The sequence below is a fragment of the Kitasatospora sp. NPDC048715 genome (assembly GCF_043198905.1).
Lineage (GTDB): Bacteria > Actinomycetota > Actinomycetes > Streptomycetales > Streptomycetaceae > Kitasatospora > Kitasatospora lactacystinica.
Genome location: NZ_JBICVH010000034.1, coordinates 10,791 through 24,975 on the forward strand (window position 1 = coordinate 10,791; position 14,185 = coordinate 24,975).

The 14,185-nt window shown below is 75.1% G+C and carries 12 protein-coding genes; 4 read left to right on the plus strand and 8 right to left on the minus strand.

Annotation, left to right across the window (positions count from 1 at the left end; all coding sequences use genetic code 11):
* Nucleotides 1–262: 262 nt before the first annotated feature.
* Complete coding sequence (gene dhaL / locus ACGFSC_RS41810) at nt 263–889, minus strand: dihydroxyacetone kinase subunit DhaL (protein ID WP_359910552.1); 627 nt, start codon at nt 887–889, stop codon at nt 263–265.
* 20 nt (nt 890–909) lie between these two features.
* Nucleotides 910–1,902, minus strand: a complete 993-nt coding sequence (gene dhaK / locus ACGFSC_RS41815; protein ID WP_359910555.1) for a dihydroxyacetone kinase subunit DhaK — start codon at nt 1,900–1,902, stop codon at nt 910–912.
* A 157-nt stretch (nt 1,903–2,059) separates the two neighbouring features.
* Here dhaK and dhaM point away from each other — a divergent pair, with 157 nt between their 5' ends.
* Nucleotides 2,060–2,452 carry a dihydroxyacetone kinase phosphoryl donor subunit DhaM gene (gene dhaM, locus ACGFSC_RS41820; protein ID WP_359910558.1) on the plus strand — a complete coding sequence of 131 codons (393 nt, stop codon included), beginning with the start codon at nt 2,060–2,062 and terminating at the stop codon, nt 2,450–2,452.
* 60 nt (nt 2,453–2,512) lie between these two features.
* Here the strand turns inward: dhaM and ACGFSC_RS41825 are convergent, their stop codons facing one another.
* A complete protein-coding gene (locus ACGFSC_RS41825; RefSeq protein WP_359910561.1) occupies nt 2,513–4,225 on the minus strand; it encodes a bifunctional 3'-5' exonuclease/DNA polymerase in 1,713 nt (570 codons plus the stop codon).
* A gap of 241 nt (nt 4,226–4,466) precedes the next feature.
* Between ACGFSC_RS41825 and ACGFSC_RS41830 the strand changes: the two genes are divergently transcribed.
* Nucleotides 4,467–6,491, plus strand: coding sequence for a M3 family metallopeptidase (locus tag ACGFSC_RS41830; protein WP_359910564.1), 2,025 nt, complete (start codon nt 4,467–4,469; stop codon nt 6,489–6,491).
* Nucleotides 6,492–6,563: 72 nt separating this feature from the next.
* Here the strand turns inward: ACGFSC_RS41830 and ACGFSC_RS41835 are convergent, their stop codons facing one another.
* Together ACGFSC_RS41835 and ACGFSC_RS41840 are read right to left on the minus strand one after the other, a co-directional pair.
* Complete coding sequence (locus ACGFSC_RS41835) at nt 6,564–8,021, minus strand: cellulase family glycosylhydrolase (protein ID WP_359910566.1); 1,458 nt, start codon at nt 8,019–8,021, stop codon at nt 6,564–6,566.
* A 173-nt stretch (nt 8,022–8,194) separates the two neighbouring features.
* The gene (locus ACGFSC_RS41840; protein WP_359910569.1) at nt 8,195–8,818 is read right to left on the minus strand and encodes a TetR family transcriptional regulator; all 624 of its coding nucleotides are present in this window, start codon (nt 8,816–8,818) and stop codon (nt 8,195–8,197) included.
* Nucleotides 8,819–8,952: 134 nt separating this feature from the next.
* On the opposite strand from ACGFSC_RS41840, the gene ACGFSC_RS41845 reads away from it, so the two are divergent.
* Nucleotides 8,953–10,179: an acyl-CoA dehydrogenase family protein gene (locus ACGFSC_RS41845; protein WP_359910572.1), complete on the plus strand. Its 1,227-nt coding sequence runs from the start codon at nt 8,953–8,955 to the stop codon at nt 10,177–10,179.
* A gap of 1 nt (nt 10,180) precedes the next feature.
* Here the strand turns inward: ACGFSC_RS41845 and ACGFSC_RS41850 are convergent, their stop codons facing one another.
* The 3 genes from ACGFSC_RS41850 to ACGFSC_RS41860 all read right to left on the minus strand — a co-directional run bounded on the left by ACGFSC_RS41850 (nt 10,181) and on the right by ACGFSC_RS41860 (nt 12,401).
* Nucleotides 10,181–10,792, minus strand: coding sequence for a phosphatase PAP2 family protein (locus ACGFSC_RS41850; protein ID WP_359910575.1), 612 nt, complete (start codon nt 10,790–10,792; stop codon nt 10,181–10,183).
* Between the two features lie 74 nt (nt 10,793–10,866).
* Nucleotides 10,867–11,676: an enoyl-CoA hydratase/isomerase family protein gene (locus ACGFSC_RS41855; RefSeq protein WP_359910578.1), complete on the minus strand. Its 810-nt coding sequence runs from the start codon at nt 11,674–11,676 to the stop codon at nt 10,867–10,869.
* A gap of 35 nt (nt 11,677–11,711) precedes the next feature.
* Nucleotides 11,712–12,401: a TetR family transcriptional regulator gene (locus tag ACGFSC_RS41860; RefSeq protein WP_359910581.1), complete on the minus strand. Its 690-nt coding sequence runs from the start codon at nt 12,399–12,401 to the stop codon at nt 11,712–11,714.
* 187 nt (nt 12,402–12,588) lie between these two features.
* Here ACGFSC_RS41860 and ACGFSC_RS41865 point away from each other — a divergent pair, with 187 nt between their 5' ends.
* On the plus strand, nt 12,589–14,169 hold the full coding sequence (locus tag ACGFSC_RS41865; RefSeq protein ID WP_359910584.1) for an MFS transporter: 1,581 nt from the start codon (nt 12,589–12,591) through the stop codon (nt 14,167–14,169).
* The last annotated feature ends 16 nt before the right edge of the window (nt 14,170–14,185 follow it).

Sequence of the window (14,185 nt, forward strand, 5' to 3'; positions counted from 1 at the left end):
GGGCGGGGGGGGGGGGGGGGGGGGGGGGGGGGGGGGGGGGGGGGGCGGCGGGGGCCCGGGGGGGGGCCCGCCCCGGGGGGCTGGATGATTTTCAGACTGCCGACTTTGGGGGTGGGGGTTGGCCGCCGTTGGCAGTCTGAAAATCACCCGCAACGCCCCTCTCCGGGCCACCCCCTGCGCCGCCCCTTCCGCAGCGCGTCCCTCTCGCTGGGTTGGGTGAGGGGGGAGGTGGGTGGGGGTGGTTGCTGTGGGTGGGTGAGGGTCAGGCGGCGGTGACGTCGGCGAGGGCGCGGAAGACGAGGGCCGTGGAGGCGGCACCCGGGTCCTGGTGGCCGATGCTGCGTTCGCCCAGGTAGGAGGCGCGGCCCTTGCGGGCCCGGAGGGGGACGGTGTCGCGGGCGCCCTGCTCGGCGGCGTCGGCGGCCGCCGCGGCCGCCGAGGGGAGGCCGGCGCCGGTGGCGGCCGCCGCGCGGAACGCGGCGACGGCCGGGGTCCAGGCGTCCACGATGGTCTTGTCGCCGGGTTCGGCCTTGCCGAGGAGGCGGACCGCGTCCAGGCCCGCCGACAGGGCCTCGGCGACGTCGGCCGGACCGGCCGGTTCGGGCAGGGCGGCACCGATGGCGCGGAAGGCCTTGCCGTAGAGCGGGCCGGAGGCGCCGCCGACCTTGGAGATGAGCGTGCTGCCGGTCCTGGTGAGGACGGCGCCGGGGCCGGCCGGCCGGAGGCCGTCCAGGGCGGTCAGGGCGGCGGCGAAGCCGCGCCGGAGGTTGCTGCCGTGGTCGCCGTCGCCGATCGCGGAGTCCAGCTCGGTGAGCCGGGACTGCTCCTTCTCGACGGCCGCGGCGATCGCTCGGATCCAGGCCCCGGCCAGCGGGGTGTCGAAGTCCATCGGGTCTCCTTCGGTGCGGCTCAGCGCTTGAGGGCGGGGGTGTCGACCGGGGCGTCCCAGAGCTCCAGCAGCTGGGCGTCGGCCTTGGTGAGGGTGAGCGAGAAGCCCGCCATGTCGAGGCTGGTGACGTAGTTGCCGACCAGGCTGCGGGCCACCGTGATGCCGCGCTCGGCGAGCCTGGCGGCGACCTCGCCGTAGACCACGTACAGCTCCAGCAGCGGGGTCGCGCCGAGGCCGTTGAGCAGGGCGATCACCTCGTCGCCCGGGGTCAGGTGGTGGTCGGCCAGGACGGTCTCGACCACCTCGGCGGCCAGCTCGCGGGCCGGGCGGAGCTTCTCCCGCCGGCGGCCGGGCTCGCCGTGGATGCCGACGCCGACCTCGATCTCGTCCTCGGGCAGGTCGAAGCCGGGCTTGCCGGCGGCCGGGACGGTGGCCGCGGTGAGCGCGATCGCGAAGGAGCGGGAGGCGGCGTTGACCCGCTCGCCCAGGGCGGCGACCTCGTCCAGCGGGGCTCCGCGCTCGGCCAGCGCGCCGGCCGTCTTCTCCACCAGCACGGTCGCGCCGGTGCCCCGGCGCCCGGCCGTCCAGGTGGAGTCCTCGACCGCGACGTCGTCGTTGACCAGGACGGTGCGGACCTCCAGGCCCTCCTCGGCGGCGAGTTCGGCGGCGAGCTCGAAGTTCATCACGTCGCCGGTGTAGTTCTTCACCACGAAGACCACGCCGGCGCCGTTCTCCACGGCCTTGGCGGCGGCCAGCATCTGGTCCGGGACGGGCGAGGTGAACACCTCGCCGGGGCAGGCGGCGTCGAGCATGCCCGGGCCGACGAAGCCGCCGTGCAGCGGCTCGTGGCCGGAGCCGCCGCCGGAGATCAGCGCGACCTTGGGACCGGCCGGGCGGGCGGCCCGGGTGATCACCCGGTTGGGGACGTCCACCGCCAGCTCCGGATGGGCGGCGGCGATTCCGGCCAGCGCGTCCTCCAGGACGCTCTCCGGGGTGTTGATCAGCTTCTTCAACGCTCTTCGCTCCCTTGGTGACCGGGGTGAGGACGCCACGGCGGTCGACGCCGTGGACCCGACGCTACGCCAGACGGGGGTGGGGGGCACGGGGTGCGACACGCGGGATTCCGATCACTCTCCCGGAGCAGTCGGTTCCGGCCGTAGGGTCGGCCGCATGAGTGAGAACGTGGGCATTGTTCTGGTCTCGCACAGCGCCCGGCTCGCGGAGGGGCTGCGCGAGCTGCTCGGCGAACTCGCCCCGGACGGCGTGCGGGTGGTCGTCGCGGGCGGCACCGAGGACGGCGGGCTCGGCACCAGCTACGACCTGATCGCCGGGGCGATCGCGCGGGCCGACGCCGGGGCGGGCGTGGTCGTGCTGCCGGACCTCGGCAGCTCGGTGCTCACCGCCGTCACGGTGCTGGAGGACGAGCCGCGCCCGGGCGTGCGGCTGGCGGACGCGCCGTTCGTGGAGGGCGCGGTGGCCGCCGCCGTCACCGCCTCGACCGGGGCGGACCTGGCCGAGGTGGTCGCGGCGGCCGAGGACGCGCGCGGGTTCAGGAAGCTCTGAGCGTCCGGAGTCCGCTCACTCGGAGTCCGCTCACTCGGAGCCCGCTCACGTGGAGCCCGCTCACTTGGCGTCCGCGTAGCAGTCCACCACCGCCGTGCTGAGCGGGAAGCGCACCGGGGTGTCGCCGAACACCAGCCGGCGGGCCTCCTCGGCCGACTCGGCGACGGCGGCGGCCACCTCGTCGGCGAGGTTCGCCGGGGTGTGCACGACCACCTCGTCGTGCTGGAAGAACACCAGGTGCGGGCGGTCCGCCGGGCCGGACGCCGGCAGGTCGTTCAGCCGGCGGCGCAGCGCGGCGAGCAGGGCCAGCGCCCAGTCGGCGGCGCTGGCCTGGATGACGAAGTTGCGGGTGAACCGGCCGCGGGCGCGGGCAGTGCGGCCGCCGGCCTCGCCCGCGGCGTCCCCCTCGGTGAGGTCGAGGAAGTCGGCGGAGGCCGGCGGGCAGACCCGGCCGAGCCGGGAGGCGACCACACCGCCGTCCTCGCCGGTGCGGGCGGCGGCCTCGACGTAGCCCATCGCGGCCGGGTAGCGCCGGTGCAGGGTGTTGAGCAGCGGGCCGATGTCGCCGCTGGTCTGGCCGTACATGGCGCCGAGCAGGCCGAGCTTGGCCTTGTCCCGGTCGCCCTGGAAGGCGTGGGCGGCGAGCGCCTCGTACAGGTCGCCGCCGGCGGCGGTGCGGGCCAGCCCGGCGTCCTGGGAGAGCGCGGCGAGCACCCGGGGCTCCAGCTGGGCGGCGTCGGCGACGACCAGCAGCCAGCCCGGGTCGGCGACCACGGCGCGGCGCAGGATCCGCGGGATCTGCAGGGCGCCGCCGCCGCGGCTGGCCCAGCGGCCGGAGACCACGCCGCCGACCACGTACTCGGGCCGGAAGCGGCCGCCGCGGGCCCAGGCGTCCTGCCAGGCCCAGCCGTGCGCGACGTGGATCCGGGACAGCTCCTTGTAGCGGACCAGCAGCTGTGCGGCCGGGTGGTCGATGCCCTTGAGCTCCCAGGAGCGGGTGGAGCCGAGCTGGATGCCCGCCTCGGCGAAGGCGCGCAGCACCTGGGTGTGGGAGTCGGGGTTGAAGGGCTTGGCGCCGAGCGCCTGCTGGAGGTCGACGGCGAGCTCGGCGAGGATCCTGGGCTGGGTGCCGGGGACGGTCGGGCGGGGGCCGAGCAGCTCGGTGAGCAGGTGGTCGTGGACGTCGGCCCGCCAGGGCAGGCCGTCGTGGGCCATCTCGGCGGCCACCAGGGCGCCGGCCGACTCGGCGGCGACCAGCAGCCGGAACCGCTGCCGGGCGCCCGGGTCGGCGAGGGCGGCGATCCGGCGCTGCTGTTCCGCGTGGACGGCGACCACGGCCGCCAACGGGTCGGCGCCGGGCGGCAGTTGCAGCCGGTCGGGGGCGAACAGGGTGTCCTGGCCGTCGTCGGCGTCGGACAGGCCCGGTTCGGGCAGGTCCGCCGGGACGGGCAGGCCGCGCAGCCGGGCCCAGGCGGCGCCGAGCGACCGGGGCGCACCGAACCGGCCCTCGTGCGCCAGCAGCAGCGCTTCGACCAGCCGCAGGTCGTGGCAGCGGGCGAGCCGGTCGGGCAGCTTCGGCAGCAGCGGGGCGTACCCGGAGTCGGTGGCGGCCCAGACCCAGCGCGGGTGGTCGGCGGCCTCCCGGGCGGCGACGGCGGTGGCGAGGTCGCGGACGGCCTCCGGCGGGCCGAGCGGGGCGCCCGCGTCGTCCAGTGCCTGGAGCCGGCCGCCGGGGCCGTGCGGGTCGGGCGCGAGGGCGGTCCTGGGTGCCACGGGGGCTGCTCCTCTCCGGCGCGCGGTCGGGCGTGCGGGGACGGGTACGGGGGTGCGGGCCCGCGGGCGGGCGCGCGGCGGCCCGCGACCGACGGGCCCGCGCCGTCGACGTTAACGGGTGGGTGTGACAACGCGTGGCAGGCGGGCACGGCGGCGCCCGGCGGGACGGGCCCCGGCGGGTGTTCCGCAGGGGTGGTGAACCGCGTGGGCAGCGCGGGTGACACGGCGTAGGGTTCGCGAAATGACCGAGAACCCGTTCTTCCAGGCCAGTCCGCTGGTCTACGAGCTCCCGCCGTTCGCCGAGATCCGCGAGGAGCACTACCTGCCCGCGTACGAGCGGGGAATGGCCGAGCAGCTGGCCGAGATCGCGGCGATCACCGCCGACCGGAGCCTGCCGACCTTCGAGAACACCCTGGTGGCCCTGGAGCGCTCCGGGGAGCTGCTGCGCCGGGTCGACGCGGTGTTCCGCAACCAGTCCTCCTCGGACACCACCGACGTGCTGGACGAGGTGGAGGCGAAGGTCAGCCCGCTGCTCGCCGCCCACCACGACGCCATCCACCTGGACCTCGCGCTGTTCGCCCGGATCGAGGCGCTCCACGAGGCCCGTGCCGGGCTCGGACTGGACCCGGAGTCGCTGCGGCTGCTGGAGCGCCGGTACACCGCCTTCGTGCGCTCCGGTGCCCGGCTGGGCGAGGCCGAGCAGGCCCGGCTGCGCGAGCTGAACGCCGAACTCGCGGCGCTCGGAACGACGTTCCAGCAGAACGTGAACGCCGCCACCCGCTCCGCCGCGCTGGTGCTGGAATCCGCCGGGGAACTGGCCGGACTGTCCGAGGGCGCCGTCGCCGGGGCCGCGGAGAACGCCCGGGTGCTCGGCCGCCCGGGCGGCTACGTGCTGAGCCTGCGGAGCACCTCCGGCCAGGCCGAGCTGGCCCGGCTCGACGACCGCTCGGTGCGCGAGCGGCTGCTGGCCGCCTCGCTCGGCCGGGGCGCCGAGGACAACGGCCCGCTGGCGATCCGGATGGCGGCGCTGCGCGCCGAGCGGGCCGCGCTGCTGGGGTACCCGAGCCACGCCGCGTACGTGGTGGCGGACGAGACGTCCGGCACCGTCGAGGCGGTCTCCGGCCTGCTGTCCCGGCTGGTCGGCCCGGCCGTGGCGATGGCCCGGCGGGAGGCCGGGGAGCTGGCCCGGGCGGCCGCCGCGGACGGGATCGGGGAGCTCGCCGCGCACGACTGGGCGTACTACTCGGAGAAGGTCCGGCAGAGCTCCTACCAGGTGGACGCGGCGGTGCTGCGCCCGTACTTCGAGCTGGAGCGGGTGCTGCGGGACGGCGTCTTCTTCGCCGCGAACCTGGCGTACGGGGTGAGCTTCACCGAGCGGCCGGACCTGACGGCCCACCACCCGGACGCCCGGGTCTTCGAGGTGTTCGAGGAGGACGGCAGCCCGCTGGGCCTGTTCATCGGCGACTTCCACGCCCGGGCGTCCAAGCGCGGCGGCGCCTGGATGGACGCGCTGGTCTCCCAGTCCGGGCTGACCGGGCAGCGGTCGGTGGTGCTGAACAACCTCAACATCCCGCGTCCGGCGCCCGGCGAGCCGGTGCTGATGGACTGGGACGAGGTGCGCACGCTGTTCCACGAGTTCGGGCACGCGCTGCACGGGCTGTTCTCGGACGTGCGCTACCCGCTGTTCTCGGGCACCTCGGTGCCCCGGGACTTCGTCGAGTTCCCCTCGCAGGTCAACGAGATGTGGATGGTCCGGCCCGAGGTGCTGGCCAACTACGCCCGCCACCACGCGACCGGGGAGCCGCTGCCGGCCGAGCTGGTCGAGCGGATGACGGCGGCCGAGGGCTTCGGGCAGGGCTTCCGGACGGTCGAGTACCTGGCGGCCACGCTGCTGGACTGGGCCTGGCACACCGTGCCGCAGGGCGAGGAGATCGCGGACGCCGAGGAGTTCGAGGCGCGGGCGCTCGCGGCGGCCGGGATCGCGGTGGACGCGATCCCGCCGCGCTACCGGACGGCGTACTTCCAGCACATCTTCTCCAGCGGCTACAGCGCGGCGTACTACGCGTACATCTGGTCGGAGGTGCTGGACGCCGACACCGTGCAGTGGTTCGAGGGCAACGGGCGCCCGGTGCGGGAGAGCGGCGAGCTGTTCCGGCGGGAGCTGCTGGCGCGCGGGTTCAGCCGGGACCCGCTGGAGTCCTTCCGTGCGGTGGTCGGCCGGGCGCCGGAGACCGGGCCGCTGCTGGCCCGCCGGGGACTGGCGTGACCGGCCCGCGCATGCTGCTCGGCCCGGTCGTTCCGCTCGGCCCGCTTGTTCCGTTCGTTCCGCTCGGCCCGCTCATCGAGCGGTGAGCGTGACCGTCACGGTTGTGCCCCGGTGGGCGTGCGGGAGCCGGACACGTACGGTTCCCGCCCGCCCGCCGGTCGGCTGTTCGACCTCGACCCGGGCGCCGGCGGGGGCGACGGTGACATCGGCCCCGCGCGGGAACGCGGCCGGGGGCAGCAGGATCTCGCTGCCGCGCCCGGTGCCGTCCGAGCGCCAGCCCACGGTGGTGGCGGCCGTCCGGACCTCGGTGCCCGCGACGGCCACCGGGTACGGGCCGAAGGCGGGTTCGTCGCCGGGGGCGGGGCGTCCGGCCGGGTCGAGCGCGCAGTAGCCGCCGTTGCCCCGGCACCAGTACCACATCGTCCAGCCCTCGGCGAAGCCCTCCATCGCGGCGACCTGACGGCGGACCAGCTCGGCGTTGCCCGGGGTGCGGGAGTTCGGCGGGCCCCACTCGCCGACCAGGACGGGCAGGCGGTGGGCGGCCGGGTAGCCGGTGATCGCGGCGGTGTACTGCTCCACGAAGCCGCCGGCCGGGTCCCAGTCGGCGCCGCCCTCGACCGCGGTGTCGTAGAAGTGCGGCGCGTAGCCGAGCCGGGGTGCGCCGGGGCGCGGGTCGGCGAAGCCGGGCAGCCGGGTGGGCACGCCCTGGCCGACCAGCACGGTCGGCTCCACGAACAGCCAGGAGCGGGAGTCGACCCGGCGCACGGCCGTGATCAGGCGGCGGTACATGTCGGCGAGCCGGCCCTGCTCCAGGGCGGCCGAGGCGGCGGCCAGCACGGCCGGGTCGCTCGGGTCGCCGTCCACCGGGCCGAACGGCTCGTTGAACAGGTCGTAGCCCAGCAGTGAGCTGTGGCCGCGCAGTTCGCGGGCGAGCCGGGTGTAGAAGTCGGCCTGCCAGGCGCGCAGGTCGGGGTCGTCGTAGAGGTGCCGGAAGGCGGCCTGGACGGCGGGCTGGAAGTAGCCGGCGAACCAGTCGTCCGGGTCGGGGGTGAACGGCAGGTCGTCGTCCCGGGTGGCCCAGACGGGCACGCCGTTGGTGCCGCCGCCGAACTTCGGCCCGTAGACGTCCTGGTGGAAGTCGATCAGGACCAGCAGGCCCAGCCGGTCGGCCCGGTCGAGGAGCCGCCGCACGCGCTGCAGTTCGGCGGGGTCGAGGCGGCCCCGCTCGGGCTCCAGCCTCGTCCAGGAGACCGGCAGCCGGACCAGGGTGAAGCCCTGGGCGGCGACGGAGTCGAGGTCGGCGGGGGTGGCCTCGGCGTACTTGTCGAGGTTGAAGCCGCGCAGCCGCAGCCGGCGGCCCTGGACGTCGGTGAGGGAGGTGCGGCCGTCGGCGGCGGTGACCGTGCCGGTGGGGAAGCGGTCCGGGGCGGGGGAACGGCCCGGCTGCCCGCCGTGGGCCGAGGCCGGGACGGCGGTGAGGACGGCGGTGGCGGCGAGCAGCAGGGCGACGGCGGTGCGGCGCAGGCGCATCGGGGACCTCGCACGGCAGGGGTGGGGGTGGGGCCCGATGATGCCCGGACTGTCGTGCGCGGCACAAGAGTTCGGGCACCGGGCGGTTCCCCCGGCGGTCGGCGGACGGCGGACGGCGGACGGCGCGGGGGAGGGGCGCTCCGGTCGGCGGACGCTGTCGGGCGACGCGGGCCTCAGTCGGCGGTCGGCTCGGGTGCGGTCGGTGGGACGGCGGTCGGCAGGTCCGCGGCGGCGGCGAGCCGGCCCCAGAGCAGGTCGGCCAGCGCCTGCACCATCCGGGTGCGGGAGCAGGGCCTGGTCTCCAGCCACCAGTCCCCGGCGGCCAGCACCATGCCGGTGATGCCGCGGCCCCAGGCTTCGGCGAGCAGGTCGCGGTCGGCGCCGAGGTCGACCTGGCTCTGCACGGCCCGGGTGATCTCCTCGGCGATCTGCTTGAGCGCGGGGGCGAGCGCGTTGCCCGCGCTGCTGGGGTCGCCGGGCTCGGGGTGGGTGAGCAGCCGGTAGACCTGGGGGCGGGCCTCGATGCCGGCGAGGTAGGTGTCCAGGACGTGTTCGACCCGGTCGCGGCGTTCCAGCGGCTCGGCGAGGGCGGCCCGGACGGCGGCGAGCAGCCCGCCGGTGTGACGTTCGGTCAGGGCTCTGATCAGGCCGTTCCGGTCGCCGAAGTGGCGGTAGAGGATCGGTTTGGTGATCCCGGCCTCGGCGGCGATGGCGTTCATGCTGGCGCTCGGCCCCTCGCGCTGGATGACCCGGTCGGCGGCGTTGAGCAGCTGCTCGCGGCGGGGCTCTCGGGACATGCGCTGCTCCTCGGGATCGGGTTCGGCGGGGTCTGCCTGGGCGTTGACACCGGTTACCAATCAGTAGCAGACTCCCACGATGTTACCCGAGGTAACACCCCGGTCGGCCGCACACGTCTTCGGAGGCACGCACCATGAGCAGCACGTTCTCGCTGGACCCGGGCGCGGACCAGCTCGCCGTACGCGACTGGCTGCACGGCTTCGCCGCCGACGTGATGCGCCCGGCCGCGGCCGAGTGGGACGAGCGCGAGGAGACCCCCTGGCCGGTCATCCAGGAGGCCGCCAAGCTGGGCATCTACTCGCTGGACTTCTACGCCCAGCAGTACTTCGACCCCTCCGGCGTCGGCATCCCGATCGCCATGGAGGAACTGTTCTGGGGCGACGCCGGCATCGGGCTGTCCATCGTCGGCACCACCCTGGCCGCCGTCGCGGTGCTGGCCAACGGCACCGACGAGCAGATCGGCACCTGGACCCCGCAGATGTTCGGCACGCCGGAGGACGTCAAGGTGGCGGCCTTCTGCTCCTCCGAGCCGGACGCCGGCTCCGACGTCTCGGCGCTGCGCACCCGGGCGGTGTACGACGAGGCCGCGGACGAGTGGGTGCTGAACGGCACCAAGACCTGGGCCACCAACGGCGGGATAGCCGCCGTCCACGTGGTGGTCGCCACCGTCGACCCGGCGCTCGGCGCGAAGGGCCAGGCCTCCTTCGTCGTCCCGCCCGGCACCCCCGGACTGAGCCAGGGCCAGAAGTTCAAGAAGCACGGCATCCGCGCCTCGCACACCGCCGAGGTCGTGCTGGACGGCGTCCGGGTGCCCGGCAGCTGCCTGCTCGGCGGCAAGGAGAAGCTGGACGAGCGCCTGGCCCGGGCCCGCGAGGGCGTCAAGCGCCCGGGGGGCAGGGGCAACGCGGCGATGGCCACCTTCGAGGCCTCCCGCCCGGCCGTCGGCGCGCAGGCGATCGGAATCGCGCGGGCCGCGTACGAGGTGGCGCTGGACTACGCGAGGACGCGCGAGCAGTTCGGCCGGCCGATCATCGACAACCAGGGCGTGGCCTTCCAGCTCGCCGACATGAGGACCCGGATCGACGCGGCCCGGCTGCTGGTGTGGCGGGCCTCCTGGATGGCGGCCGACAACCAGCCCTTCACGGCGGCCGAGGGCTCGATGTCCAAGCTGTACGCCGGTGAGACCGCCAAGTTCGTGACCGCGCAGGCGATGCAGATCCTCGGCGGCAACGGCTTCACCCGGGAGTACCCGGTGGAGCGGATGCACCGGGACAGCGCGATCTACTCGATCTTCGAGGGGACCAGCGAGATCCAGCGGCTGGTGATCGCCCGGGCGATCTCGGGGGTGCCGATCCGCTGACTCAGCGGGCCAGCCAGAAGGTGAGCCCGGCGGTGAGCGCGCCCACCGCCGCGCCGACGACCGTCTGCGCGGCGGTGTGGTCCCGCAGCACCACCCGGGACCAGCCGATCGCCGGAACCAGCGGAGCGAGCAGCAGCCAGAGCGGGCCCAGTGCGATGGCGAGGCAGACCACCGCGCCGGTGGCCACGGCGGTGTGGACGGAGACCTTCCACCAGGCGGTGATCACCAGGATCGGGACCAGCGAGGCGAACATCGCCAGGACCAGCGCGGTCAGGTCGGTCGGGGCGTCCAGACCGATCATCACCGCGAAGCTGAGCAGCACCGAGCCCATGATGAGCGGGAAGACGGTCAGCCGGCGCTGCCGGTGGCCGACGTGGCGGTCCGCCACGGTGCCCTTGCGCATGCCGTGCCGGATGATCAGGGTCGGGACGACGGCGGCGAACAGGACGGCGAACAGCGCCCAGCCGATGCCCGGCAGGCCGTAGCGGAGGCCGCCCAGCACCGGGAGCAGCGCGACGATCACGTTCTTCGGCTCCAGGCCGTCGGTGATCCGGCGGGCCCAGATCGTCCGGCTGGTGGGGGCGGCGGGCGCGGCCTCGGCCTCGGTCGTCATCGGGGTGGGTGCTCCGGGGGCGTGAAGGGGCGGACGGGGCGGACGGGGTCGTACGGGTGGTGGTGCGGCCCGGCTCAGAACCGGGCGGGGCGGCCCTCCAGGAAGGCCGTCAGGCCCTCGCGGATGTCCGAGCCCTCCCGGGCGCGGAGCAGCCAGGGGGCCAGGACCTCGTCCGCCCGCTCGGGCGGGGCGTCCAGGACGGCCTTGGCCGCGCCGATGGTCTGGGTCGAGCGGAGGGTCAGCACCCGGGCGAAGTCCAGTGCGGCGGCGTCCAGTTCGGCGTCCGGCAGGACGCGTTCGGCGAGGCCCAGCGGCAGGGCGTCCCGGCCGGCCACCAACTCGCCGGAGAACAGCAGGTACTTGGCCCGGGCCGGGCCGATCAGCCGGGACAGCCGTACGGTCGGCACCGCCGAGTAGACCACGCCGAGCTTGGCCGGGGTGATCCCGAGCCGGGCGTCCTCGGCGACGAACCGCAGGTCGCAGGCGACGGCGAGCTGGCAGCCGCCGCCGACGCAGGCGCCGTGCACCACGGCGAGGGTCGGGTGCGGGAAGGCCGCCAGCGCCTCCTCGGCGGCGACGTTGGTCGCGTGGTAGGCCTCCGCGCGGTCCGGATCGCCGTACACCTCGGAGAGTTCGGCGATGTCCGCGCCCGCGCTGAAGGTGTTGCCGGCGCCGGTGAGCAGCAGGACGCGCACGCCCTCGTGGCCGGCCAACTGCTCCAGCACCTTGGGCAGCGCCTGCCAGATCGCCAGGGTCACCGCGTTGCGGCGGTGCGGGCGGGCGAACTCCAGGACGGCGACGCCGTCCTCGCCGACGTACGCGTTGAGGCCCTCGGCCTGCGCGGGCAGGGCGGAGCGGTCCCGCGTGAGCAGCGGCTGGTCCATGCGCACCTCCGGTCGGTCGTGGTGCGCCAACTCTCTCAGGCGGCGCGGGTGCAGTAGTCGCCGAGGCCGTGTTCGAGCAGGGCGAAGGCGCGGCGGGCCTCCTCCAGCGCGGTGGGCAGGGCGTCGGCGGCCCGCTCGCCGGCGAGCATCCGCCGGTGGTTGGCGGCGATCAGCGCGACCCGGACGGCCAGCGCCTGGGCGGTGGCGACCCGGGCGGTGAGCTCGTCGTGGGCCGGGTCCTGGGCGATCAGTTCGGCGGAGAGCGCGGCGTGCGCCAGCAGGTCGAAGCCGTGGGTGGCCCGGGCGGTCAGTGCCGGGGTGCGGTGGATCAGCCGGACCACGTCGAGCACGATCCGGTCGTCGTTCAGCCCGGAGGCCGGGTCGAAGCGCTCCAGCGCGGCGAGGAACTGCTCGCGCAGCGCCGTCGCCGCGGAGCTGCCCGGGGCGCGGTCGCGCACCGCCCGGGCGGGCTCGTCGAGGTGCTGCTCCATCGGGCGCATGACCAGCTCTTCCTTGGTGGGGAAGTAGTTGAAGACGGTCATCTTGGACACCTCGGCGGCGGCGGCGATCTCCGCGACCGAGACCTGGTCGAAGCCGCGCTCGGTGAACAGCGCGATGGCCGTGCGGAAGATCCGCATGCCGGTCTGGAGCTTCTTGCGCTCGCGCAGCGGGAGCGCGTCCAGGTCGACGTCGGAGCCGGGGTCCTGTGCGGGTCGCATCGCCATGCTGGGGACTGTACCAGGCTCAAATGTTGACCGGTCCGAAAGATTGGTCGAGTCGAAAGATTGGCCAGGCTGAAAGATTGGTCGGGATGAAGAATTGACCGGGTACAAAAATGCTGCCATGGTGAGGACGCGCCGCCGGCCACCCCGGCCCCGACGCGAACTCGACCGACCCTGGGGGGACTTGACCATGGCCACCGCCGTACCCGCACCGCCCGACACCACCGCGCCGATGACACCCGGCCGACGCAAGGCGGGCATGCTGCTCTGCCTGGTCACGATCGTGCTGGCCGTGCTCGACATGAACATCGTCTCGGCGGCCACCGTGCCGATCGTCCGCGACCTCGACCCGGTCCACGGCGTCGACCGGCTGCCCTGGCTGATCAGCGCGTTCGCCCTCGCCGCCACCGCGCTGCTGCCGCTCTACGGCAAGCTGTGCGACTCCTACGGCGCCAAGCGCGTGCTCCTCGGGGCGGTCGCCACCTTCACGCTCGGTTCGGCGCTGTGCGGAGCGGCGCAGTCGATGGGCCAGCTGATCGCCTTCCGGGCCGTCCAGGGCATCGGTGGCGGCGGGCTGATGAGCGTCACCATGGTCGTCATCGCCCAGTTCAAGGAGCCGGACGGGCGCGCCGACGCCAAGGGCAGCGCCATGGGCGGGATCGTCGCGGGGCTGGGCATGTCGGTCGGCCCGCTGGTCGGGGGGCTGCTCGCCGACCACGTCAGCTGGCGCTGGATCTTCTACGTCAACCTGCCGCTCTGCCTGGTGGTGCTGGTCGGTGTCGCCCTGGTGATCAGGCTGCCGAGGGCGACCGGCCGCGGCGGCCTGGACTTCCTCGGCTCCGCCCTGGCCGCGGCGTTCGCGGTCGGGCTGCTGCTGGTCACCGAGTGGGGCGGCAAGGACTACGCCTGGACGTCCCCGGTGATCCTCGGGCTGGCCTTCGGCACGCTCGCCGCGTTCGGCCTCTTCCTGTGGCGCCAGGCCGTCGCCACCGCGCCGGTGCTGCCGCTGTCGCTGTTCCGGATCCCGGTCGTGCGGCTGGGCTTCGCGATCCAGGGCCTGGTCGGGATGGGCATGATCGGCGCGATCGTCCAGGTGATGCTCTACCTCCAGCTCGCCCGGGGCGTCGCCCCGACCACCGCCAGCCTGTACCTGATCCCGATGGCGGCCGGGATGACGGTCTCCGGCCTGGTCGTCGGCCGGCTGCTCGCCCGGGGCCACTCGCTGGGGACCTTCCTGCTGGCCGGCGCGGGCTGCGCGGCGCTCGCCCTGCTGCTGCTCGGCCTGAGCGGGCCGACCACCGCACTGCCCGCGGTGATGGCCGAACTCGCCCTGCTGGGCTGCGGATTGGGTCAGCTGATCGGCCAGCTGATCGTGGTGGTGCAGCAGGCCGCGCCGGCGCACCAGCTGGGCGTGGCGACCACCGGCATCCGGTTCTTCCAGAACCTCGGCAACGCGCTGGGGGCGGCGGTGTTCGGCACCGTGCTGACCAGGGTCTTCGCGGACGGCGAGCAGGGCCGGCCGCTGGGCGCCGTCCGGACGCTCACCGGGACCGCGCGCGAGCACGCGGTGCGCAGCTTCACCGACGCCGTGGACGTGGTCCTCCTGTCGGCCGGCGGGGTGCTGGTGCTGGTGCTGCTGCTGGTGTGGCGGCTGCGGGTGGTCGGCGGCGCGGCCCTGGACGGGGGAGCGGGTGCGGGTGCGGGCGGGGCCGCCGAGCCGCCGGCCGGGGCGGCGGCGGAGCGCCCGGCGGTCGGGGCCCGGGCGGCCTGAGCGAGGGGGTTCGAGC